The organism is Ciceribacter sp. RN22 (assembly GCF_024054295.1).
Taxonomy (GTDB): domain Bacteria; phylum Pseudomonadota; class Alphaproteobacteria; order Rhizobiales; family Rhizobiaceae; genus Allorhizobium; species Allorhizobium lividum.
This window is the reverse complement of the sequence record NZ_JAMXLD010000001.1, coordinates 2,154,312-2,177,086: the sequence shown is the minus strand read 5'-3', so window position 1 is coordinate 2,177,086 and position 22,775 is coordinate 2,154,312. Positions and strand designations below refer to the sequence as shown.

The window sequence follows — 22,775 nt, the reverse complement described above, 5'->3', positions numbered from 1 at the left end:
GCGGGACGCGTGCCGGGCCGGAAAGGTCGGGTTTGTGATTCGAAACGAGAGGTAGGGCACTTGCAGGTCGGAATCGACATGGGGACGTTGGCTGGCGGCCAGCCGGCCAAGCTCGATATCGAGGAGCTGCTCGCCACCCGTCTCTTGGTGCAGGGCAATTCCGGTTCCGGCAAGTCGCATCTCTTGCGGCGCCTGCTGGAACAGTCGGCGCAGTGGGTGCAGCAGGTCGTCATCGATCCGGAAGGCGATTTCGTCACGCTGTCGGACAAGTACGGTCATCTCGTCGTCGACGGGGAGCGCACCGAAGCCGAACTTGCCGGGATTGCCGACCGTATCCGCCGCCATCGCGTTTCCTGCGTGCTGACGCTGGAGGGGCTGGAGATCGAGCAGCAGATGCGCGCGGCTGCCGCCTTCCTCAACGGCATGTTCGATGCCGACCGCGAGTTCTGGTATCCGGTGCTCGTCGTCGTCGACGAAGCGCAGATGTTTGCGCCCTCCATGGGTGGCGACGTCTCGGAGGATGCGCGGCGCATGTCTCTCGGCGCCATGACCAACCTGATGTGCCGCGGGCGCAAGCGCGGCCTCGCCGGGGTGATCGCCACGCAGCGCCTCGCGAAGCTTGCGAAGAACGTCGCGGCCGAAGCCTCAAACTTCCTGATGGGGCGCACCTTCCTCGACATCGACATGGCGCGTGCGGCCGACCTGCTCGGCATGGACCGCCGGCAGGCGGAGATGTTCCGTGACCTGAAGCGCGGCAATTTCGTCGCCCTCGGCCCGGCGATGTCGCGCCGGCCGCTGCCGATCGTCATCGGATCGGTCGAGACTTCGGCGCGTTCCTCCAGCCCCAAGCTGATGCCGCTGCCGGAGGCGCCGCAGGACGTCGAAGACCTGATCTTCACACCGGATCCGGAGGAGCTCGCCCGCCCGATCGTCCGCCGTGCGCCGCCGCAGCCACGTCCGACGACGGATATTCTGGCCGAGCTGTCGCGTGCGGCGCCTGCAGCCTCCACCCCGGTCGCGACCGAAACCCGTCCCGGCACCCTGGAAATGTCGCCCGAGGAGCGGGAGGAGCGCCTCTCTGCTGTACTCGCCGAAATCCTCGACGATCCGCAGGCCGCCTACCGAACCGATTCCGTCCTCTATCAGGAGTTCCTGGTCCGCGCCCGCATGCGCCGGATCGGTGGTCCGCCGATGGCGATGGGCGAATTCCGCCGCCGGGTCGCCGTCGTGCGCTCGGGCGTTGACGCGGAAACGGCGTCCTCCGACGCCTGGAAGACGGCGCTTTCGCTGGCGGAAGGTGTTTCAGACGATCTGCAGGGCGTCTTCCTGATGATGGCGAAGGCGGCGATCCGGAAGGAAGCCTGTCCGTCGGACCTGAGGATCGCGCGGGCCTACGGCACCCATTCGGCGCGGCGTGCCCGCAGGCTCCTCGGCTATTTCGAGGAGCAGGGGCTCGTTGTCGTCCACACCGATTTTTCCGGCAAGCGCATCGTCGCCTTCCCGGACCTCGAGGCGGAAACGGCGCCCGGAAGCGCCGACGCGGCGGACGAGCAGCCGGCGCCGACGGATCATTTCGCGGCGGAGTAGGTCCGCGTCGTCGTCTGGCTCGAGAGCTTCCGGGCCCTCAGGCCCGTTCCTCCCAGACCTTCACCAGTTCCACGATCGTCTTCACCGCTGTTTCCATATCCTGCACGCTCACCCATTCGAGCGGCGAATGATAGGCATGGCCGCCGGTGTAGATGTTGGGGCAGGGCAGGCCCATGAAGGAAAGGCGTGAACCGTCGGTGCCGCCGCGGATGCTGGTGACCTTCGGCTCGAGCCCGACGCGGCGGGTCGCTTCCAGCAGGTTTTCCATCACCTCCGGATGGCGGTCGAGGACGATCTTCATGTTGCGGTACTGTTCCTTGACCGTGAAGGTGAAGGTGGAGCCCGGATAGCTTGCCATGACCTCCTCGGTGATCGCCTTCAGAAGCGTCTCCTTTTCGGCGAGGCCCTTTTCCTCGAAATCGCGGATGATGAAACCCAGTTCTGCGCCCTCCATCGAGGCGTTGACTCCGACCGGATGGATGAAGCCCTGCCGGTCTTCGGTCGTCTCCGGTGCCTGGTCTTTCGGCAGGCGGGCGATGATGTCGGCGGCGATCTTGATGGCGTTCTCCATCTTGCCCTTGGCGGTGCCGGGATGGATCGCGACGCCCTTGACCGTGATGGTCACGCCGTCGGCCGAGAAGGTCTCGTTCTCGATCTCACCGACGGTCGAGCCGTCCATCGTGTAGCCGAACTTTGCGCCGAGCTTTTCCAGGTCCACCTTGTCGGCGCCGCGGCCGATCTCCTCGTCGGTGGTGAAGAGGATCTTGACCGGCCCGTGCGGTATCTCCGGATTTCGGAGGAGGAACTGTGCAGCCGACATGATTTCGGCGACGCCCGCCTTGTCGTCGGCGCCGAGCAGCGTCGTGCCGTCGGTGGTGACGATGTCGTGGCCGATCTGGTCCTTCAGGTCCGGATGCTCCGCAACGCGGATGATCTGGTTCGTGTCGCCGACGAGACGGATGTCGCCGCCCTGGTAGTTCTTCACGATCTGCGGTTTGACGCCGGTGCCGGAAAAATCGGGGGCCGTATCCATATGTGAGCAGAAGCAGATCGCCGGCACATCCTTGTCCGTATTGGCCGGGATCGTCGCATAGACATTGCCGTGCTCGTCGAGATGAGCGTCTTCGAGGCCGAGCGCTTTCAGCTCCCGCTCGAGGAGGCGGCCGAGATTCTTCTGCTTTTCCGTCGAAGGTTGCGTGTGCGAGGTCGGGTCCGATTGCGTGTCGATCACGACATAACGGAGAAAGCGGTCAAGGACGGAGTCATGGGGAAGGGACATGGCGGATATCCGATTGATTCTGGCTGGGACGTGAGGGCGAACTTAGCGTGCCATTCATGCCGCGGGAATGCCGGTACCCGGAAAAGAAGACCGCGCCGGAGGCTCCGGCGCGGCGGTTGGTCGAGAGGGGCCGCTTATTCGGCGAGCTTGGTTGCTGCCGGCCTGTCGCGGGTTGCCCACAGGGAGCCGAGAATGCCGGCAGCGAGGATCGCGACGGTGACGCCCAGCGAAACCAGCGGCGGGATTTTGGCAAGGCCCAGCATGTCGGCGACGAAGATCTTCGAGCCGATGAAGATGAGCACCACCGAGAGCGCATACTTGAGATAGGCGAAGCGGTGGATGAGGGCGGCAAGCGCAAAGTAGAGCGCCCGCAGGCCGAGGATCGCGAAGATGTTCGACGTGTAGACGATGAACGGATCGGTGGTGATCGCGAAGATCGCCGGGATCGAATCGACGGCGAAGACGAGGTCGGCGAACTCGATCAGGATCAGCGCCAGCATCAGCGGCGTCAGATAGGTCTTCAGCCTGCCCGTCTTCGGGTCATTTTCGCGGGCGAAGAATTTCTCGCCATGCAGCCGGTCGGTGATCGGCAGGTGCTTACGCAGTATCTTCAGAACCGGGTTGTTCTCTACGTCATAGGGCTCGCTGCTTGAAAACATCATCTTGACGCCCGTGATGATCAGGAAGGCGGCGAAGAGGTAGAGAACCCAGCCATAGTTTTCGACGACGGCAGCACCGGCGCCGATCATGATGCCGCGCAGCACGATCACGCCCAGAATGCCGTAAAGCAAGACGCGGTGCTGGTATTCGCGCGGAATGGAGAAATAGCCGAAGATCATGGCGATGACGAAGATGTTGTCCATCGCCAGGCTCTTTTCGATCACGAAGCCGGTCAGGTATTCGACGCTTGCCTGCTGGCCGAACTGGCTCCAAACGAAACCGGCAAAGAGAATGCCGAGCGTCATGTAGAAGCCGGTCATCAGGAGGCTCTCCCTGATGCCGATTTCGTGGCTCTTCCTGTGAAGAACGCCGAGGTCGAGGGCGAGCAGAGCGATTACGGCGGAAATGAAGGCAAGCCACATCCAGACGGCGGCGCCCTGGAAATCAACCCATAGGAAATCCATGACTTAATCCATGCCGGATCAGGTTGATTGAAAAGAGCACCGACATCACGGTCGATCCGGCGATACACGTCAGAGGGGCCCGGTGCCGAGGATGGAAGTGGGAAGCCGACTGGTGCCGTTCAAGAGGTCGGCGGCAGAAAACGAACGCGGCTTTCGAATGGCGCCCTATGGTCCTGGAAAGGTCGAGCCGCGCCAACTCGGCCGCGTTTGCAGGGTGCTTGTTGACAATTCCGCGACTTCCCCCTAAAGACAGCGCCAGCACCGGGTGGCGACGCCCGGTGTTTCATTTGACATGTCCCGTGGTTGCTCCGTTGCTGACGTGAGCCGCCTGTCAGGAGAAGCCGAAAGGCAATCCAGAGGAGGGCGTGTTTCCTAACAGAGCGGGGCCGGAAGGCGCCGCATAAGAAGACGTTGAAAGGAAATACGATGAGCAAGCGCGCATCATCCAAGTACAAAATTGACCGCCGTATGGGCGAGAACATCTGGGGTCGTCCGAAGTCCCCGGTCAACCGCCGCGAATACGGCCCGGGCCAGCACGGCCAGCGCCGCAAGGGCAAGCTCTCCGACTTCGGCGTGCAGCTGCGCGCCAAGCAGAAGCTGAAGGGCTACTACGGCGACATCCGCGAGAAGCAGTTCCGCGCGATCTACGAAGAAGCCAACCGTCGCAAGGGTGACACCGGTGAAAACCTGATCGGCCTGCTCGAATCGCGCCTCGACGCCATCGTCTATCGCGCCAAGTTCGTGCCGACCGTCTGGGCTGCCCGCCAGTTCGTCAACCACGGCCACGTCACCGTCAACGGCGTTCGCGTCAACATCGGTTCCTACCGTTGCAAGGCCGGCGATGTCATCGAAGTTCGCCAGAAGTCCAAGCAGCTGGTTACGGTTCTGGAATCGGTCCAGCTCGCCGAGCGTGACGTTCCGGACTACATCGAAGTCGACCACAACAAGATGGTTGCGACGTTCGCCCGCGTTCCGACGCTGTCCGACGTTCCGTACCCGGTCGTCATGGAACCGCAGCTGGTCGTCGAATTCTATTCGCGCTAATTGCGTGCTATCTGGAATTCAGGAAAGCCGTCCCTCGGGGCGGCTTTTTTGTTAGAGGGACTGTCTCATGGATCTTCAGACGCTTCTCGACGACATTGTTGCAGAACTCGCGGAACGGCGGGGCGAGGGCAAGGTGGCGGACTATATTCCGCAGCTTGCCAAGGTGGACCCGAACCAGTTCGGAATTGCGGTGACCACCGTCGACGGCAAGGTCTACGCCGCCGGCGATGCCGCGGTGCCCTTCTCCATCCAGAGCATTTCCAAGGTCTTCATGCTGACGCTTGCGCTCGGCAAGGTCGGCGAAGCGATCTGGCGCCGGGTCGGGCGAGAGCCGTCGGGCACGGCGTTCAACTCCATCGTCCAGCTCGAGCATGAGCACGGCATTCCGCGCAACCCCTTTATCAACGCCGGCGCTATTGTCGTATGCGACCTCGTTCTCGCCGGCTACAAGCCGAAAGAGGCGATCGGTGAATTCCTGCGTTTCGTGCGTTCGCTCGCCGACGACGACACGATCACCATCGACAAGGCGGTGGCGCAGTCCGAAACGGCGACGGGTTACCGCAACTACGCCCTCGCCAACTTCATGCGCTCGTTCAATAATCTCCAGCATGATGTTGATCATGTTCTCGGAGTTTACTTTCACCAATGCGCGCTTGCGATGACCTGCCGGCAATTGTCGCGGGCCGGGCTCTTTCTGGCGGCGCGCGGTGCTGACCCGATCGGCGGCTATTCGGTGGTGACGGAAAAGCGGGCGCGGCGTATCAACGCGCTGATGCTCACCTGCGGCCACTACGACGGCTCGGGCGATTTCGCCTTCCATGTCGGCCTGCCGGGCAAGAGCGGTGTGGGCGGCGGCATCATGGCGATCGCGCCGGGCAAGGCTTCGATCGCCGTCTGGTCGCCGGGGCTGAACAAGGTCGGAAACTCCGCACTCGGCACCGTCGCGCTCGAAATGCTCGCCTCGCGCACCGGCTGGTCGGTATTCGGGGCTTGATCTTCGCTTCCCAAGCGGGCATTGCCAGTGCGAGCCATCCAGGTCGTCCCGGAGTCAGACGATGACATTTTCGACGTCCGCCGAGCAATTCGACACCGATGCCGGCGATGATCCCGAAATTGCGGACGCGGTTTCCGCCCATCCGGTCTTTGCCAACGCCCCGCGCTCGGTCGGCTTCAACAAGCTGCGCAAGCGGCTGATCCGCCAGGTCCGGCAGGCGATTGCCGATTTCGACATGCTGAAGGGGCAGAAGCGCTGGCTGGTCGGGCTTTCCGGCGGCAAGGACAGCTACGGGCTGCTCGCGCTGCTTCTCGACCTCAAATGGCGGGGCCTGCTGCCGGTCGATCTCGTCGCCTGCAATCTCGATCAGGGGCAGCCGAATTTTCCCAAGCACGTGCTGCCGGACTATCTGTCGTCGATCGGCGTTCCGCACCGGATCGAATACCGCGACACCTATTCGGTGGTGACGGAGAAGGTGCCGCAAGGCGCCACCTATTGCTCGCTGTGCTCAAGGCTCAGGCGCGGCAATCTCTACCGTATCGCCCGCGAGGAGGGCTGCGAGGCGCTGGTGCTCGGCCACCACCGCGAAGATATCCTCGAGACCTTCTTCATGAACTTCTTCCACGGCGGCCGGTTGTCGGCCATGCCGGCGAAGCTCCTGAACGACGATGGTGACCTGATGGTGCTCAGGCCGCTCGCCTATGCCGCGGAGGAAGATCTCGCGCGGTTCGCCGCCGCCATGCAGTTTCCGATCATCCCCTGCGATCTCTGCGGCTCCCAGGACGGGTTGCAGCGCAATGCGATGAAGGAAATGCTCGCCGGTATCGAAGCGAAGATGCCGGGGCGCAAGGACGCCATGTTGCGGGCGCTCGCCCATGTCGACCCGTCGCATCTGCTCGATCCGAAGCTCTTCGACTTCTCCTCCCTCTCGCCGACAAAGGACGAATGACCATGGCCGATCTCGACATCGCTGCGCTCGCCAACGTGCTTCAGGAGGCGGCATTTGCCGAGGTCCTGCCCCGTTTCCGCAATCTCGGCGACGGCGACATTCGGATGAAGACCGAGGCGATCGATCTCGTCACCGAGGCCGACGAGGCGGCCGAGCGGCTGATCCGCGATCGCGTGGCGGAACTGCTGCCGGAGGCTTTCTTCGTCGGTGAGGAGTCTGTCGCCGCCGATCCGGCCCTTCTCGGGAAGATCGGAGATGCCGATCTCGCCGTCGTCGTCGATCCCATCGACGGCACCTTCAACTTTGCCGCCGGCCTGCCGCTGTTCGGCGTGATGCTGAGCGTCGTCTCCGAAGGCGAAACCGTCGCCGGCATCATCTACGACCCGATCGGCAACGACTGGGCGATCGCGGAGAAGGGATCGGGCGCGTGGCTCTGCCGCACCGACGGCACGCAGGAGCGGATGGTCGTGCGGCCCTCGCAACCGCTTTCGCAGATGATCGGGATCGCCAACACCGGCTTCTTCGATATCGAGACCCGCCGCAAGCTGCTCGTCAATCTCGCCGACGTGCGTCTCTTCACCAGCTATCGCTGCGCGGCCCACGAATATCGCCTGCTCGCCCAGGGCCACATGGATTTCGCCATGTACAACAAGCTGATGCCCTGGGACCATCTGGCCGGCACGCTGATTGCACAGGAAGCGGGGGGCTATGCGGCGCGCTTCGACGGCTCGCCGTACCTTCCGCATCACACGACCGGCGGCCTGCTGATCGCCAACGACGAGGAGAGCTGGCGGGAGCTCATGGAAAAGGTCTTCACCGTCTGAGACGAAAAAGCCCGGCTGAGCCGGGCTTTTTCCTGTCAGCGCGGGGCGTTCTGAGGTCGGAACAACTGCCCCTTCTCGGCGATCAGCACGAAGACGAGGCCGATCAGCGAGACGGTGAAGTAGCCGGCCACCATCGGCAGCGCCGTTCCGTCATAGGCCTGGCCGATCGCGGCGCCGATCAGAGAGCCGCCGACCGTTCCCATGAAGCCGAGCACCGAGGACGCCGTGCCGGCGACATGGCCGAGCGGTTCCATGGCGAGCGAGTTGAAGTTCGAGCCGATCCACCCGAACTGGAACATCGCCAGCGCGAAGAGCACGAAGAACAGCGGGAAGGGCATCGGCTGCGGCCCGAAGACCTGCACCAGCAGCCATACGAACGTGATGGAGATGAAGCCGACCAGCGAGGCGTGCGAGAGCCGCCGCATGCCGAAGCGTCCGACGAGGCGTGAATTCACGAAGGACGACAGTGCCATGAAGGTCGCGACGCCGGCGAAGGCGACCGGGAACCATGTGCCGAGATGATAGATGCCGACATAGATCTGCTGGGCCGAGTTGATGAAGCCGAAGAGGGCGCCGAAGATGAAGGTGCTCGCCAGCGTATAGCAGAGCGCCACGCGATCGGTGAGCACGATGCGGAAACCTTCGAGGATCGACCGGACAGTGAACGGCCGAACGTCCGCCGGCGAAAGCGTCTCCGGCAGGCGGATGTACATCCAAGAGCCGACGAGCGCCGCCGCCACCGCCATGAAGACGAAGATCAACTGCCAGGGGCCGAGCAGCATGATGACCTGCCCGGTGCCGGGGGCGACGACCGGGATCACCATGAAGACCATCATGATCAGCGACATGACCTCGGCCATCTGGCGACCACCATAGACGTCGCGCACGACCGAGATGGTGACAACGCGCATCGCCGCTGATCCGATCCCCTGGATGAAGCGGAGGGCAAGCAGGACCCCGAAGCTCGGCACCAGGGTGACGGCCAGCGAGGAGAGGACATAGATGCCGAGGCCGAACAGAATCGGCTTGCGGCGGCCGAAGCGGTCGGCGACCGGGCCGTAGAAGAGCTGCGCGATGCCGAAGCCGATCAGGTAGGCCGAGACCACATACTGGCGGTGGTTCTCGTTGGTGACGTCGAGGGCGCTGCCGATCTGTTGCAGCCCCGGCAGCATGATGTCGATCGCCAGTGCATTCAGCGCCATCAGGAACGCCATCAGCGCGATGAATTCCGGCCGCCCCATGCCCTTGAGCAGCGAGGGGCGCGATTCCAATGGTTTGTTCATCGAATCCATTCCTGAAAAACAGCGAGAAGGCGCCGTGGGAGGCGGCGCCTTGGCAAGTTGAAGGTCATGGACATCCGCGGCGAAGGCCGCGGGTGGGAAAATCAGGCGGCGCCGCGGGCGCTGATGCCCTGGTCGGCGAGATGCTTCTGCAGTTCGCCCGACTGGAACATTTCGCGGACGATGTCGCAGCCACCGACGAACTCGCCCTTGATGTAGAGCTGGGGAATCGTCGGCCAGTTCGAGTAGTCCTTGATGCCCTGGCGGATCTCGTCATCGGCGAGCACGTTGATGCCCTTGTAGTCGACCCCGACGTAATCGAGGATCTGCACCACCTGACCGGAGAAGCCGCACTGCGGAAACTGCGGGGTGCCCTTCATGAAGAGAACCACGTCGTTGCTCTTCACTTCGTTGTCGATGAATTCGTTGATGCCGCTCATGGCAATATCCTCTCACATGCGGTTCAAGTGCCGCTGCTTCGTCTTTCGCTTAGATAACATGGCGAGCCGAGATTTCCAGCCGCCATTTGAAAAAAGCCAGAAACGGGATGAGAGGTGTGTCCTATCGGCTGCGGCGGTTGATCCGGCGCGCCGCGCGCGCCGTCTTGCCCGCTTCGCGTGTGGTGCGCTTCTGTCGCGGTTTCGACGTGTTGCGGCCTCCCGTGTACGAGCGCCGCCGCCGCGGCCGCGTGAGCCCCGATATGATGCTTCTGACGAGTGCCGCGATGAATTCGCCGAGGACGCCCTTCACGATCGTGACTTTCCGTCGACCTATTCGGGAACCGAAGTCTGCAGCGCGAGCGCGTGAAGCACGCCGCCCATGTTGCCCTTCAGCGCGTCATAGACCATCTGGTGCTGCTGCACACGCGTCTTGCCGCGGAACGCCTCCGCGACAACCTCTGCGGCATAGTGATCGCCGTCTCCGGCCAGGTCACGGATCACGACGCGGGCCCCGGGGATGCCAGCCTTGATGAGATCTTCGATGTCGCCGGGTTTCATGGCCATGATCGGTACTCCTTGCTTGCGGGCGGCCTCAGGCCAGTTCTCCGCTCATGAAGTCAGGGAACCACGATTCATGGGCCGAACGCAATTGGTCAATTGCGACCGGACGGGCCTCTCCGAGCTTGACCGTCGAGCCACCGGTCCTGCCGATCCAGGGGCAGAAAACGCCGGCCGCTTCGGCGCGAACGAGCACGGTGTCGACATTCTCTTCCTTGACCGTCAAGACATAGCGGCCCTGGTCTTCGCCGAAGAAGACCGGGATCGGATCGGCGTCGTTGAGGGCATTGATGCTGGCGCCGATTCCCGATGCCATCGCCATTTCGGCGACCGCGAGAGCAAGCCCGCCCGACGAGCAGTCGTGGACGGCTGTTGCCAGTCCGTCTTCGATCAGGCCACGAACGAAGTCGCCCGTTTTCTTCTCCTCGGCGAGGTCGACATGCGGGGCAGGGCCGTCGGTACGGCCGTGGATGTCACGCAGGTAGACCGACTGGCCAAGATGCGTTCCCCAGCTCGAAGGTGCGCCGGCGAGCAGGATCGCCTCGCCCTGGGCGGCAAAGCGGATGCGGGCCATCTTCGACCAGTCCTTGAGCAGGCCGACGCCGCCGATCGTGGGGGTCGGCAGGATCGCCTGGCCGTTGGTCTCGTTGTAGAGCGAGACGTTGCCGGAGACGATCGGGAAGTCGAGGGCCTTGCAGGCTTCGCCGATGCCTTTGATCGCGAAGACGAACTGGCCCATGGTCTCCGGGCGCTCGGGATTGCCGAAATTCAGGTTGTCGGTTGCAGCGAGCGGCAGGGCGCCGGTCGCGGTGATGTTGCGCCAGCACTCGGCCACCGCCTGCTTGCCGCCCTCGAACGGATCGGCCTCGACATACCGCGGCGTCACGTCGGAGGAGAAGGCGAGCGCCTTGGTCGGATGGGTGTCGACGCGGACGACGCCGGCGTCGCCGCCCGGAAGCTGCAGCGAGTTGCCCTGGATCAGCGTATCATACTGCTCGTAAACCCAGCGGCGCGAGCAGTTGTTGGGCGAGCCGACGAGCTTCAGAAGGGCGTCTGCGATGTCCGCCTGCGGAATGTCGTTTTCGGCGAGCGGAGCCGGCTTGTTGGGCTCGATCCACGGGCGGTCGTATTCCGGAGCCTCGTCGCCGAGCTCCTTGATCGGCAGGTTCGCCACTTCCTCGCCCTCGTGCAGGACGCGGAAGCGCAGGTCGTCGGTGGTCTTGCCGACGATTGCGAAGTCGAGACCCCACTTGTGGAAGATCGCCTCGGCTTCCTGCTCCTTTTCCGGGCTGAGGACCATGAGCATGCGCTCCTGGCTTTCCGAGAGCATCATCTCGTAGGCCGTCATGCGCTCTTCGCGGACCGGCACCTTGTCGAGGTCGAGCTCGATGCCGAGGTCGCCCTTGGCGCCCATCTCGACGGCGGAGCAGGTGAGGCCGGCGGCGCCCATGTCCTGGATGGCGATGACCGCACCGGTCTGCATGAGCTCGAGGCAGGCCTCAAGCAGGCACTTCTCGGTGAAGGGGTCGCCGACCTGGACGGTCGGGCGCTTCTCCTCGATCGATTCATCGAATTCCGCCGAGGCCATCGTCGCGCCGCCGACGCCGTCGCGACCGGTCTTGGCGCCGAGGTAGACGACCGGCAGGCCGACGCCCTTGGCCTGTGAGAGGAAGATGGCGTTCGACTTGGCCAGTCCTGCGGCGAAGGCATTGACGAGGATGTTGCCATTGTAGCGCGCGTCGAATTCGACTTCGCCGCCCACTGTCGGCACGCCGAAGGAATTGCCGTAGCCGCCGACCCCGGCAACGACGCCGGCCACGAGGTGGCGGGTCTTCGGATGATCCGGCGCGCCGAAGCGGAGCGCGTTCATCGCCGCGACCGGGCGGGCACCCATGGTGAAGACGTCACGCAGGATGCCGCCGACGCCTGTCGCTGCGCCCTGGTAGGGTTCGATGAAGGAGGGGTGGTTGTGGCTTTCCATCTTGAAGACGACGCAATCGCCGTCATCGATATCGACGACGCCGGCGTTCTCACCGGGGCCCTGCAACACGCGGGGTCCCTTGGTCGGCAAGGTCTTCAGCCACTTCTTCGAGGACTTGTACGAACAGTGCTCGTTCCACATTGCGGAGAAGATGCCGAGCTCGGTGAATGTCGGCTCGCGTCCGATCAGCTCCAGAATCCGGTCGTATTCCTCGGGCTTGAGACCGTGGGCGGCGACGAGTTCGGGCGTGATCGGAATGGCGTTCGGAATGGTCATGATCTTCTCTGGATCGTTGGGACGACGGCTTCGGACTGCCTATAGCCCATGCGCGCCCAAACCGCGATAGGGAAATTGCCCGTTTTCGACGTGATCCGGAGGAGATTCAGGAATCGGTTTCGTACGCGGCCGGGCCTCCGTCCAGCAACCGCCGCAGGGTATGGAGACCGGCGATCACGGGGTCCCGCTCGCGCCCTTCGCTGAACCCTACGCGCACGTGATGGTAAACGCGCGAGGAACGACCGGCCTTGAACTCGTCCTCGTCGTCGATCAGCACACCCTCGTTGAGGGCCGCCTGCTTGAAGGTTCCCGAAAGCCAGGGCTCCGGCAGTTGCAGCCAGAAGAACGGAATGCGCGGATGGGAACGGAAGACGTGACCGGAAAAGATATCGCGCACATGCCGCTCACGAATGCCGATCTCCTCCACCACGCGGAGACGGATGTCATCGGCCGCCCCCGAGAGTACGAGCTGTGCGCTGAGTTCCGCGAGCACGAAGGGCAGTCCGCCCGAGGTCATCTTCTGGGTGACCCGCAGGCGCTGCGAGAAATGGTCGGGTGCCGCGACCCAGGCGCCGCGGACGCCGGCGGCGACGGCCTTCGACAGGCCACTGACGAGGAAGGTACGATCGGGCGCGATCTCGGCGAGCAGCGGAATGCGATCCTGAATCAGGGCGCCGTAGATATAGTCCTCGATCAGGAAGACATTGTACCTTCGGGCTATGTCGGCGATCTGCCGTCTGCGGTCCTCGGGCAGAGAGCTGAGAGTCGGATTCTGTCCCGAACTGATGATGAAGGCGAGCTTCGGGTGCTCGCGCGCGCAGACCCTCTCGAAGTCCTCGGGCAGAATGCCGTCCCGATCGGAATCGACGAGGCAGACCTGACGTCCGATCAGCGTCGCACTGCGTGCGACTTGCGAATAGGTCAGATGCTCGCAGAGCAACCGGTCGCCGGGGCTGGTCACCGCGGCGATGATGGCGACGACGGCGGCGTGGACGCCGAGATGCGGTGTGATGGCTTCCCGCCGCGGCGTCCATTCTCCGTTCGTCAGCCACCGCTGGCCCGCCTCCAGCCAGTGCGGTGCGAGCGCACGCGTATAGCTTGCAAGTTCGCCGGGATAGTCGCGGGCGATATCCTGCATCAGCTGGCCGATCAGGGCGGCCTGTCCGACGTCGACTGCGGCGGTGGTGTCGAATCGCATCTTGCCGGCGGGCGCCGTCAGCGGCCGCGTGCCGCCGTAGCGCGCGACGACGGGATCCCCGGCGGGCGCGGGGGCTTCCCGATGGCCGGCGAGCACGTAGGTGCCGCGGCCGACTTCGCCCGAGACCAGACCGCGTTCGCGAAGCAGGTTGTAGGCTCTGGAAATCGTGCCGATCGTGACGCCCATGTCGTAGGCAATATCGCGCTGGGGCGGCAGCTTGGCGCCGTCGGTGAGGCGACCAACCTTGATGTCGCGCTCAGTCGCGTCGGCGATGCGAACATAGAGGGGCCCCTCGGTCGAGGCAAGATCTGGAAGCCAATTTGTCATGGTGACATTTCTGTATATTGTCATCGTGAATTTGTCAATTCATAGCGATTGTATCTGTCTTTCGACATCGATACCCGGAGAATGTGATGACAATCGATACAATGTGCCATATGCAGGGGCAGGCCGGAAGCTCGGCGCCTTGGCGGCGTCGCGTAAGGGGCGCATTGGTGACCCTCTTCAGGGAGATGGCCCGTCGCAGGCGTGTCCGCAGGACCCGGATCGATCTTGCCGGGCTGACCGCGGACCAGTTGCGCGATATCGGGTTGACGCAGCGCGAGGCGGACGCCGAAGTCCGCCGTTCTCTGTTTCTGGTGACCGACAGGACAGTGCTTCCGAAGTGAGACGCGGGCTAGTACCGGTACCCGGTTTCCCGTCCTTTTCTCGCGGCCCTTGTTCGGGGCTGTGCCAGTATGGCGGACAGGTGGCCCTAGAACTTGTAGCCGATCAGGACGCCGCCGCGGGTGAGGCCGTTGTTCGTGTCACCGCACAGGTTGGCGTGGGAAGAATGCTCGATCTGGGCGATGACCCGCCAGTGAGCGTCGAGGTTGATGCCGGCGGCGGCGTATTCGTGAAACAACAGCGCGCAGCCGAGTTTCGGTCCGTCCGTTCCATCCACTCTCAGTCTACCGTTGTGAAGGGTTCCGCCGACGCCACCTTCAACGAAGAAACCGTCGCCGAGGTCGACGGTCCAACTGAAGCCGCCGAAGATCTGGCTCGCTTCTCCGGCGGTGCTCATGGTTGCGCCGACATGGATACGGGGGCGGATAAGCTTTTGCAGGCCGTCGGCTTCGTTGCGGCCCCAAGGATCGAACAAGGCCATCGCCTCGACGAAACCGCCCTTCTCGTCGTTGGTGTCGGTCTTGTCGGCGGCCATCAGCCCGCCGAGGCGCACTTCATCGAACAGATGATCCTGCGCAGCCGCCGGCTCCACCCCGGCGGTTGAAAGCACCGCCACCGCCATTCCGAGGCGCAGAAGCGTCGCAGTAGTGGCAGTACTCATGCGCAAGGCTCCTCCCACAACTCACCTAGGAGGCAAGCAGCTCTCGAAGGTTGCGCGGAGGATAGGCCGACGAGGTTTATTAGTGCAATAGGAAAAACGCAGGTTTGTGGCCCGGCGTTTCAATCGCAGACCGAAGGGCACTTTTCCACAGGGCAAACGCCACGGATGCGGCGCGATCGACCGGCGATCAGCAGCCCTTGTCGCCCTTGGACCAACGGTTCACGTCGCGGACGATGCGGGCGTGGACCGGTTGGTCCATCATCGGTCCGAAGGCATCGAGGCGTGCCGGGGTGCCTTCCGCCTGCACGACGAGGTGCGGGCGGATGTCGCTGCTGTTCTTGCGGACGAGCAGGATGCGCGGACGGCCGGAATAGGAATCGAGTTCCGGCGCCATGGCGTAACCTTTGAAGTCTCCGTCACCCGATTTGATCCAGCAGGTGTTGGCGCCGACCGCGACCCGTTCCATGACGTCAAGCGCGGAATGGCCGCGGCTCGGCTTCGGCTTGTCGGACTGGCAGGCGGTCAGTGCGAGCGCGCCGGAAAGGCTGAGCACGACGAGGGCAGGGCGCATGGGCGGGGTCCAGATTTTGGGCGCGGGTGACTTTCGGCAGGACGGCGTCAGGCTGCGATGACGTCGAGAGCCGAGGCGAAGAGGCCGCGACCGTCGCTGCCGCCGTGGGCCGCCTCGATCAGGTTTTCCGGATGCGGCATCATGCCGAGCACGTTGCCCCGGGCATTGATCACGCCCGCGATGTCGTGGATCGAACCGTTCGGATTGGTACCCTCGGCGTAACGGAAGACCACCTGACCGTTGTCTTCGATGCGCTTCAGCGTTTCGTCGTCCGCGAAATAGTTGCCGTCATGATGGGCGACGGGGCAACGCAGGATCTGACCCTTCGAGTAGGCGCGGGTGAAATCCGTCTCGGCGTTGACGACCTCTAGCTTGATCTCTTTGCAGACGAACTTCAGCGATGCGTTGCGCATCAGCGCACCCGGCAGCATGCCCGCCTCGACGAGAATCTGGAAGCCGTTGCAGACGCCGAGCACCTTGGTCCCGCGCTCCGCCGCCGCCTTGACCGCCTGCATCACCGGCATCCGCGCGGCAATCGCGCCGCAGCGCAGATAGTCGCCGTAGGAGAAGCCGCCGGGAACGACGATCAGGTCGACGCTTTCGGGAATTTCCGTCTCGGTCTGCCAGATGGTGAGCGGGGCCTTGCCGGAAATCTTGGTGAGCGCGGCAATCATGTCGCGGTCGCGATTGAGGCCGGGGAGTTGGAGGACGGCTGATTTCATGGCTGGGGCTCAAACCTTGCTTGGGCTTCCTGAAGCTCACGCAGCTCCAGACGGTTTTCGATGCGGTCGAGGTGGTTCTCGACGTGGCCGATTGTGACCCGCAGATTATTGACATCACCCTGCAGTACGTGCAGCTGGGATCTCAATGTCTGATTGTCTGCGCGCAGCTCGCTGATGGCGATATCAACCTTGTCAAATCGCTGACTTAGCTTTTTGAGTAGCTCGTACATCAGTTCGCTGGTCACCTCGGCCACGGCCGGTTCCTTCAACCGTCAGGCGATGGAGATAGTATAGTTCTCGATGACCGTGTTTGCGAGGAGTTTCTCGCACATGGCCTTGAGGTCGGCTTCCGCCTTCGTCTTGTCGGTACCTTCGAGCTCGAGGTCGAAGACCTTGCCCTGGCGGACATGGTCGACGCCTTCGAAACCGAGCGCGGACAGGGCGCCCTCGATTGCCTTTCCCTGCGGGTCCAGAACGCCGTTCTTCAGAGTTACGGTCACGCGTGCTTTGATCACTTGAGGCTTCTCCTGTCCTTACTTGACCAGAACCGGCCCGGTGCCGCGCAGCGGTTCATTCAAATTGATGATGCCGAGGCGGCGGGCGACTTCCTGATAGGCTTCGAGCAACCCGCCGAGATCCTGACGGAACCGGTCCTTGTCCATCTTTTCCTTGGTTTCGATGTCCCAAAGGCGGCACGAATCGGGGGAGATCTCGTCGGCCAGAATGATGCGCATCATGTCGCCCTCGTAGAGGCGGCCGCATTCGATCTTGAAGTCGATCAGCTGGATCCCGACGCCGAGGAAGAGGCCGCTCAGGAAGTCGTTGACGCGGATGGCGAGCGCCATGATGTCGTCGAGTTCGGCGGGGTTGGCCCAGCCGAAGGCCGTGATGTGCTCCTCCGAGACCATGGGGTCGTCGAGCGCATCGGACTTATAGTAGAATTCGATGATCGAGCGCGGCAGGACCACGCCTTCCTCGATGCCAAGGCGGCGGGCGAGCGAGCCGGCGGCGACGTTGCGCACGACGATCTGGAGCGGAATCATCTCCACTTCCTTGATCAGCTGCTCGCGCATGTTGATCCGGCGGATGAAATGCGTCGGAATGCCGATCTTGTTGAGATGCGTAAAGACGTATTCGGAGATGCGGTTGTTGAGCACCCCCTTGCCGTCGATGACGGCGTGCTTCTTCTTGTTGAAGGCGGTGGCGTCGTCCTTGAAGTGTTGAATCAGCGTGCCCGGCTCCGGTCCTTCATATAGGATCTTGGCCTTGCCCTCGTAAACACGGCGGCGACGGTTCATGGCTGGTTGTCTCTGCTGTTGGCGTCACATCGAGGACGCGTGGATCGATATGTTGCGGTCCCATAGCGGAAAACAACGGTTTTCACAATGCGGGTATTGTTCGTTTCGATCGAATCCTCAAATCGCACCCGGCGCCCCGGATGCGCCTAACTTCGCATTGGACTTTGGCGGGGCTTTTGATTAATGGGGGCAGAAACCCTTGGATGGCGCTAGTTTTTGGGAGACACAGATGAGCGGCATGAGCGATCGCGAAAAGGCATTTGAAAACAAGTTCGCGCACGATCAGGAACTGAAGTTCCGGGCTGAAGCACGGCGCAACAAGCTGCTCGGTGTCTGGGCGGCTGCGCTGATGGGCAAGGATCCGGAGGCCTACGCCAAGGAAGTGATTGCCTCGGACTTCGAGGAAGCGGGCCATGAGGACGTTTTCCGCAAGGTCCGCGACGATCTCGCCGCAGCCGGCGTTTCCGTCGACGAGCAGGAACTGCGCACGAGGATGAGCGATTTCCTCGCCCAGGCCGTCGATCAGATACAGAGCGAATAATACAGTCATGCGCGGGCGCGGTCCTCGCGACCGCGCCGGTCACGTTGCGCGCCAGCTTTGCGCGCGCAGGAAGGCGAACGTGTCTTCCATGCCCATCGGCTTTGCCAGGCCGTAACCCTGCAGCACATCGCAACCGAGTTTCGCGAGCACGCGCACGTGGTCTCGCGTTTCCACGCCTTCTGCGATGATTTTCACGTTCAGCGACCGTCCTATATCGATGATCGAGCCGACCAGCCGGCGCTGTTCGGGCGAACGTGTCACGTCGCGCACGAGTTCGCGATCGATTTTCAGCGAATCCGGACCGATCCGCAGAAGGCTCACGATCGATGCATGACCGGTGCCGAAATCATCGATCTCGATGCCGATCCCAAGCTTGCGGATGTGGGCGAGGTTGGCGCGGGCCTGTTCGTCGGATTCGTCGAGGAAGATCGACTCCAGGAGTTCGAACGAGACGGATCCGGGCTCGAAGGCGAGGGCGGCGAGCTTCTGGGTGAGGTGCGGATCGTGGAGGCGGCGGGTCGATACGTTGACGGATACCTTCGGAACGTGCAACCCCTCGGCTCGCCAGCGGGCGGCATCCGCGACAGCCTTCTCCAGCAGCAAACCGTCGATCTGCGCGACGATACCGATCTCCTCGGCGACCGCGAGGAACTCGGCGGGCGCCAGAAGGCCGCGCCCGGGGTGTTGCCAGCGAACGAGGGCCTCGGCGCCGACCACGTCGAGGCTGCGGGCGCAGAACTGAAACTGGTAGTGCGGCACGAACTCATCGTTCTCCAGTGCGCGCATCAGATCGTCGGCAAGGCGATGCGCAGTCACCATCTGATGGCGGCGGTCGCGACAGAAGAATTCGTAGCGGTTTCGTCCGGCATTCTTGGCGTGGTAGAGAGCGATGTCGGCATTGAGAAGCAATTGCCGAGCATCGATCCTGCCGCTGCGCTCGATGGCGATGCCGATGCTCGCGCCGGCGCGGCATTCGTGTCCCTCGAAGATGACCGGGCGCCGCAGTTCGGCGATGAGCCGCTCCGCCATGGCGGCAAGCTCGTCCTCGTTCCCGTCGCATGGGGCGAGGAAGACGAACTCGTCGCCACCGATCCGGGCGACGAAGTCGCCATCGTGGCGCACGGCGTCGCGCAACACGCGCGCCGCGTGACGAAGCATCTGGTCGCCGGCATTGTGGCCGAGCGTATCGTTCACCTGCTTGAACCGGTCCAGGTCTATGTGCAGGGCCGCGAGCCCCTGGCCGCGCTCGTCGCAGTCGGCGGCGAGGCGATCGAGCATCTGGTCGAGATAGCGGCGGTTCGGGAGGTCGGTCAGGTAGTCGTGCAGGGCTATATGCTCGATGCGCGCCTTGGCGGCTTCGAGCTCCGCGTTGCGTGCTTCGGCAAGCGTTTTCGCCCGTTCGAGCTCCCGATGCAGGACGACATCGCCGGTGACGTCCCAGTTGGCGCCGATCATCTTGCGGTGGCCATCTGAATCGATGAAGGGCAGGGTGCGTGAACGGATATAGTGCGTCGAACCGTCCCTGAGGATCACACGGTATTCATCCGAGAACGGCAGCAGGTTGGCAACATGGCGCTCGACCTCGTCGAACACACGGCCACGATCGTCCGGATGCAGCATGCTCTCCCAGAGTCCGCCGATCTTGACCTCCTCGTTCCTGTCGACGCCGTAGAGGGCGAACATCCCATCGTCCCAGTCAGACGTTCCGAGATCGAAATCGGCCTCGAACACGCCGACGCGGGAAACCTCGAGGGCGACCTTGAGCCGCCGCGAGAGGTGGGTGAGTCTCTCCTCGGTCTGTTTGCGTGCCGTTATGTCGATATCGGTTCCGATGATCCGCAGCGGTCGTCCGTCGGGATAGCGCTCGACGCATGAGCCGCGGCATTCGATCCATAGATAATGGCCGTCCCTGTGTCGTTCCCGGTAGTCGAAGATCATATAGTCGGGGTCGCCGGCGGTCTGGCGTTCGACATAATGGGCGACGCGTTCACGGTCTTCCGGATGGATGCGCTCGAGCCAGGCGTCCGTCTCGGTCTGGATGGGTTCGTCGGGGCCGATCCCGCGCATTTGCCGCCAGATGTCCGAGCAGTACCATTGGTCGAGATCGGCGCGGTATTCCCATACGCCGGAGAATGATCCAACCAAGGCGCTGTGCCAGCGCCTTTCCGCGGCCTCGCTCACCGCCAGCCGGTTCTTCAAGGCGCTTACATCCGTGAGGGTGATCAGAAAGAGGTCGCCGTTCTGCGGATACGGCGCGAGTGCCGCCATCAGCCAGATATCGCCGCTACCCGAGGCGATCGCGAGTTCGAGGCCGTGCTGCGCCACGCCGGTCGCAGACGTCGCAAGAAGAGCGGCCGCCAGCTGGGCCGCGCAAGGAGGAGTGAAAAGGTCAGAGAGGCGTTCGCAGCCCTTCAGCAGCGCAAATGCAGCCGCGTTCGCCGCCTTTACGGAGGTTCGGGTGTCGATGACGAGTGCCGGCGACGGGATGACGCCAAGCAGGTCAGCGCTCTTTGCCAGGCGCCACTCGTCTTTCTTTCGGCAGCTACCTTCGGCCTTTGGCAAATCCAGTGCTCGCGTTTACATGGACATTTCGGACGAGACGCTAGTGCTGTCGGATTAATATCGAATTAAGTCGATACGTGTTGTCCTGTTCCGAATCAGGACGCCGCCTTTCGTCAAAGGCGCGCCAGAAACTGGGCGAAGACCATAGTCCCTTCCGGCCATGGGCCGTGGCCGGACTCGGCGTTGATGTGGCCGCATTCTCCGGCATCGAGAAGCAGCGAGCCCCAGGCGTTCGCAATATCCTCGGCCTGTTCGAACGCACCGAAGGGGTCGTTCCGGCTCGCCACCGTTATCGAGGGGAACGGCAGGGGATCGCGTGGGTAAGGGCCGAAGGTCATGAGGTGTTTCGGCCTGATCGCCGGATTGGCGACGTCTGGCGGCGCGACGAAGAAGGCACCGGCTATCGGGCTCTTGAAGCGGGGCACCGCGTGGATCGCGGTCGCCACACCCAGCGAATGCGCGACGAGTACAACGGGGCGTGTCGCGGCGTTGACCTCCTCGACAACCCGGTCGACCCAATCCTCCCTGACGGGCTTCGACCATTCTGCCTGTTCGACGCGGCGGGCAGTCGAGAGCTTCGCCTGCCAGCGGCTCTGCCAGTGGTCGGGTCCGGAGTTGGTATAGCCGGGAATGATGAGGATATCGGCGTCGGATGCTTTCATGCCGCTTATCTGCGTTCGCATAGCCTCCACGTCAAGACGAAGGCGGCTGCCGAACGCAGAAATTGCATGCTCTGCGGCCTCACCGGATGAGGGCGGCAACCAGGGCCACAGCCAATGTCGCCCCGTAGACGAGTGCGATCACCGAGATGAAGCGGCGCCTCACGATCCGGCACACGACATCGTCGCCGCCGTCGAAATCGAAGCGTTCCATGACGATGTGCGCGGCCGGCACGCCGGCCTGCACGAGCAGCCCGATGGCGCTTTCCATCATGGCGCGCGGACCGCAGACGAAGGCGGTTATCGCCCTTCGGTCGAGGTCTTCCAGGATGCGGTTGAGGTGACCGGCGTCGCAGGTTCCTTTTTCGCAGCCGGAGTCATCGTCCATGTCCGCGAGGAAGATCGCCCGGAAATCGTGCCCCGCCATCGCGTCCTCGATTTCCTTGCGAGCGACGTGGTCGGCGGCCGACCGGGCGCCAGCGATCAGCCGCACGGGCCGCCGATCGTCCGTTGCGGCGAGTGCACGAACAAGGCTGAGCACCGGCGCGATGCCGATGCCCCCGGCAAGGAGAACGATCGGGCCATTGCCGGCCTCCCGCAACGTGAAGCTGCCATGTGGTCCGTCGACGCCTACCCGCGTGCCGGGCGCGATGCTGCTGACGCTGCCGCTCATGTCGCCGGCGTCGCGGATCAGGAATCGCAACTGCGGCAAGTCGGACGGGGCCGAGGCGATCGAGAAGGGATTATCGGTGACCGTGTGGCGGCGGCCGATCGTCAGCCAGACGAACTGGCCGGCGGCGAAGGAAAACCGTTCGGGGGCATCCGTCGTCAGCACGAGTTCGGCGATCGAAGGACTGAGCGAGCGCGCCGAGGTAACCGTGAAACCGCTGCTGAAGGCGTGGACGGGCCTCAAGACGTAGACGACGAAGAGCGACGCCAGGGCGACGAGCGCGATGAAGAGCAATGCGGCTGCGCCCAGGGGATCGGCCATGAAGCGTGCGTTCGTGAATGCGTGGTGAAGGCCGAGCAGCACCAGTGCCACCGCCATCGCGCCGTGCCCGACGCGCCAGCCCTGGTATGGCAAGACTCTTCCGCGCATATATTTGCCGGTCACAATGAGGATGACCGCAAGCAGTGTCGCGATGACGCCTGTGAGCAGGTCTGGCCTCAGGAAATAGGCGAGCAGCCGGTCCGCCATAGCAGTGACACCGCTTTCGCCGGCCCGAAAGAGGAAGAGGATGACGTGGAGGCCGACCATGCCGAGAGTGCCGACGGCCGCAAGCCTGTGAAAGCCCATGGTGCGGTCGAGGCCGATCCGCCCGGAGATGGTTTCGAAGCGGCCCGAGGTCACGAACTGCATCAGGAACATGGAAAGTGCCGCCACGCCGCCCGCGCGCGCAAGAAGCGAAAACACGGTCGATCCGCGCGGCCCCCCGGTGACGGACGCGAGCAGGACGGGGCCGGCTGTCAGGACGACATAGATGACGGCAAGCACCGGCGCGGGCAAACCGATGAATCGATCTCCGGCTGATCTGGGCTGCGGCATTCGATCGTTCTCCCT

The 22,775-nt window shown here is 63.4% G+C and carries 23 protein-coding genes; 7 read left to right on the top strand and 16 right to left on the bottom strand.

What is annotated here, in order from left to right:
* Positions 1 to 60: 60 nt before the first annotated feature.
* Positions 61 to 1,587: an ATP-binding protein gene (locus NHF53_RS10685; protein ID WP_252834159.1), complete on the top strand. Its 1,527-nt coding sequence runs from the start codon at positions 61 to 63 to the stop codon at positions 1,585 to 1,587.
* A gap of 37 nt (positions 1,588 to 1,624) precedes the next feature.
* Here the strand turns inward: NHF53_RS10685 and pepT are convergent, their stop codons facing one another.
* A complete protein-coding gene (gene pepT / locus NHF53_RS10680) occupies positions 1,625 to 2,866 on the bottom strand; it encodes a peptidase T (protein WP_252834158.1) in 1,242 nt (413 codons plus the stop codon).
* 134 nt (positions 2,867 to 3,000) lie between these two features.
* A complete protein-coding gene (locus NHF53_RS10675) occupies positions 3,001 to 3,990 on the bottom strand; it encodes a TerC family protein (RefSeq protein WP_252834157.1) in 990 nt (329 codons plus the stop codon).
* 426 nt (positions 3,991 to 4,416) lie between these two features.
* On the opposite strand from NHF53_RS10675, the gene rpsD reads away from it, so the two are divergent.
* The 4 genes from rpsD (at position 4,417) to NHF53_RS10655 (ending at position 7,801) form a co-directional block, all read left to right on the top strand.
* Positions 4,417 to 5,034: a 30S ribosomal protein S4 gene (gene rpsD / locus NHF53_RS10670; RefSeq protein ID WP_114361602.1), complete on the top strand. Its 618-nt coding sequence runs from the start codon at positions 4,417 to 4,419 to the stop codon at positions 5,032 to 5,034.
* Positions 5,035 to 5,101: 67 nt separating this feature from the next.
* The gene (locus NHF53_RS10665) at positions 5,102 to 6,028 is read left to right on the top strand and encodes a glutaminase (protein WP_114361603.1); all 927 of its coding nucleotides are present in this window, start codon (positions 5,102 to 5,104) and stop codon (positions 6,026 to 6,028) included.
* 61 nt (positions 6,029 to 6,089) lie between these two features.
* On the top strand, positions 6,090 to 6,977 hold the full coding sequence (ttcA, locus tag NHF53_RS10660) for a tRNA 2-thiocytidine(32) synthetase TtcA (protein WP_252834156.1): 888 nt from the start codon (positions 6,090 to 6,092) through the stop codon (positions 6,975 to 6,977).
* A 2-nt stretch (positions 6,978 to 6,979) separates the two neighbouring features.
* Positions 6,980 to 7,801, top strand: a complete 822-nt coding sequence (locus NHF53_RS10655) for an inositol monophosphatase family protein (protein ID WP_252834155.1) — start codon at positions 6,980 to 6,982, stop codon at positions 7,799 to 7,801.
* 35 nt (positions 7,802 to 7,836) lie between these two features.
* Here NHF53_RS10655 and NHF53_RS10650 read toward each other — a convergent pair whose 3' ends face one another.
* The 5 genes from NHF53_RS10650 to NHF53_RS10630 form a co-directional block, all read right to left on the bottom strand.
* Entirely contained in the window at positions 7,837 to 9,042 is a 1,206-nt protein-coding gene (locus NHF53_RS10650; RefSeq protein WP_252834960.1) for a multidrug effflux MFS transporter, read from the bottom strand.
* Positions 9,043 to 9,185: 143 nt separating this feature from the next.
* Positions 9,186 to 9,521 (bottom strand): Grx4 family monothiol glutaredoxin, encoded by a 336-nt coding sequence (gene grxD, locus NHF53_RS10645; RefSeq protein ID WP_112685037.1) that lies wholly within the window; start codon positions 9,519 to 9,521, stop codon positions 9,186 to 9,188.
* 330 nt (positions 9,522 to 9,851) lie between these two features.
* Complete coding sequence (locus NHF53_RS10640; RefSeq protein WP_112685033.1) at positions 9,852 to 10,085, bottom strand: BolA/IbaG family iron-sulfur metabolism protein; 234 nt, start codon at positions 10,083 to 10,085, stop codon at positions 9,852 to 9,854.
* 28 nt (positions 10,086 to 10,113) lie between these two features.
* Positions 10,114 to 12,336, bottom strand: coding sequence for a phosphoribosylformylglycinamidine synthase subunit PurL (gene purL, locus NHF53_RS10635; protein ID WP_252834154.1), 2,223 nt, complete (start codon positions 12,334 to 12,336; stop codon positions 10,114 to 10,116).
* 106 nt (positions 12,337 to 12,442) lie between these two features.
* The gene (locus tag NHF53_RS10630) at positions 12,443 to 13,861 is read right to left on the bottom strand and encodes a PLP-dependent aminotransferase family protein (protein WP_252834153.1); all 1,419 of its coding nucleotides are present in this window, start codon (positions 13,859 to 13,861) and stop codon (positions 12,443 to 12,445) included.
* A gap of 86 nt (positions 13,862 to 13,947) precedes the next feature.
* On the opposite strand from NHF53_RS10630, the gene NHF53_RS10625 reads away from it, so the two are divergent.
* Positions 13,948 to 14,202, top strand: coding sequence for a DUF1127 domain-containing protein (locus NHF53_RS10625; RefSeq protein ID WP_252834152.1), 255 nt, complete (start codon positions 13,948 to 13,950; stop codon positions 14,200 to 14,202).
* An 86-nt stretch (positions 14,203 to 14,288) separates the two neighbouring features.
* Here NHF53_RS10625 and NHF53_RS10620 read toward each other — a convergent pair whose 3' ends face one another.
* The 6 genes from NHF53_RS10620 to purC form a co-directional block, all read right to left on the bottom strand.
* Entirely contained in the window at positions 14,289 to 14,861 is a 573-nt protein-coding gene (locus tag NHF53_RS10620; protein ID WP_252834151.1) for an acyloxyacyl hydrolase, read from the bottom strand.
* 187 nt (positions 14,862 to 15,048) lie between these two features.
* A complete protein-coding gene (locus NHF53_RS10615) occupies positions 15,049 to 15,432 on the bottom strand; it encodes a hypothetical protein (protein WP_252834150.1) in 384 nt (127 codons plus the stop codon).
* 47 nt (positions 15,433 to 15,479) lie between these two features.
* Entirely contained in the window at positions 15,480 to 16,154 is a 675-nt protein-coding gene (gene purQ, locus NHF53_RS10610; protein WP_252834149.1) for a phosphoribosylformylglycinamidine synthase subunit PurQ, read from the bottom strand.
* Complete coding sequence (locus tag NHF53_RS10605; protein ID WP_252834148.1) at positions 16,151 to 16,408, bottom strand: hypothetical protein; 258 nt, start codon at positions 16,406 to 16,408, stop codon at positions 16,151 to 16,153. Before NHF53_RS10605 ends, purQ begins: the two co-directional genes overlap by 4 nt.
* Before the next feature lie 18 nt (positions 16,409 to 16,426).
* Positions 16,427 to 16,669, bottom strand: a complete 243-nt coding sequence (gene purS / locus NHF53_RS10600; RefSeq protein WP_148161294.1) for a phosphoribosylformylglycinamidine synthase subunit PurS — start codon at positions 16,667 to 16,669, stop codon at positions 16,427 to 16,429.
* An 18-nt stretch (positions 16,670 to 16,687) separates the two neighbouring features.
* Positions 16,688 to 17,452 carry a phosphoribosylaminoimidazolesuccinocarboxamide synthase gene (gene purC, locus NHF53_RS10595; RefSeq protein WP_114361613.1) on the bottom strand — a complete coding sequence of 255 codons (765 nt, stop codon included), beginning with the start codon at positions 17,450 to 17,452 and terminating at the stop codon, positions 16,688 to 16,690.
* 229 nt (positions 17,453 to 17,681) lie between these two features.
* Between purC and NHF53_RS10590 the strand changes: the two genes are divergently transcribed.
* Complete coding sequence (locus NHF53_RS10590) at positions 17,682 to 17,993, top strand: DUF1476 domain-containing protein (protein ID WP_252834147.1); 312 nt, start codon at positions 17,682 to 17,684, stop codon at positions 17,991 to 17,993.
* A 39-nt stretch (positions 17,994 to 18,032) separates the two neighbouring features.
* Here the strand turns inward: NHF53_RS10590 and NHF53_RS10585 are convergent, their stop codons facing one another.
* The 3 genes from NHF53_RS10585 to NHF53_RS10575 all read right to left on the bottom strand — a co-directional run bounded on the left by NHF53_RS10585 (position 18,033) and on the right by NHF53_RS10575 (position 22,760).
* On the bottom strand, positions 18,033 to 20,555 hold the full coding sequence (locus tag NHF53_RS10585; RefSeq protein WP_308218651.1) for an EAL domain-containing protein: 2,523 nt from the start codon (positions 20,553 to 20,555) through the stop codon (positions 18,033 to 18,035).
* Positions 20,556 to 20,668: 113 nt separating this feature from the next.
* Positions 20,669 to 21,217: an alpha/beta hydrolase gene (locus tag NHF53_RS10580; RefSeq protein ID WP_252834146.1), complete on the bottom strand. Its 549-nt coding sequence runs from the start codon at positions 21,215 to 21,217 to the stop codon at positions 20,669 to 20,671.
* Positions 21,218 to 21,296: 79 nt separating this feature from the next.
* Positions 21,297 to 22,760, bottom strand: a complete 1,464-nt coding sequence (locus NHF53_RS10575; protein WP_252834145.1) for a ferric reductase-like transmembrane domain-containing protein — start codon at positions 22,758 to 22,760, stop codon at positions 21,297 to 21,299.
* Between the last annotated feature and the right edge of the window lie 15 nt (positions 22,761 to 22,775).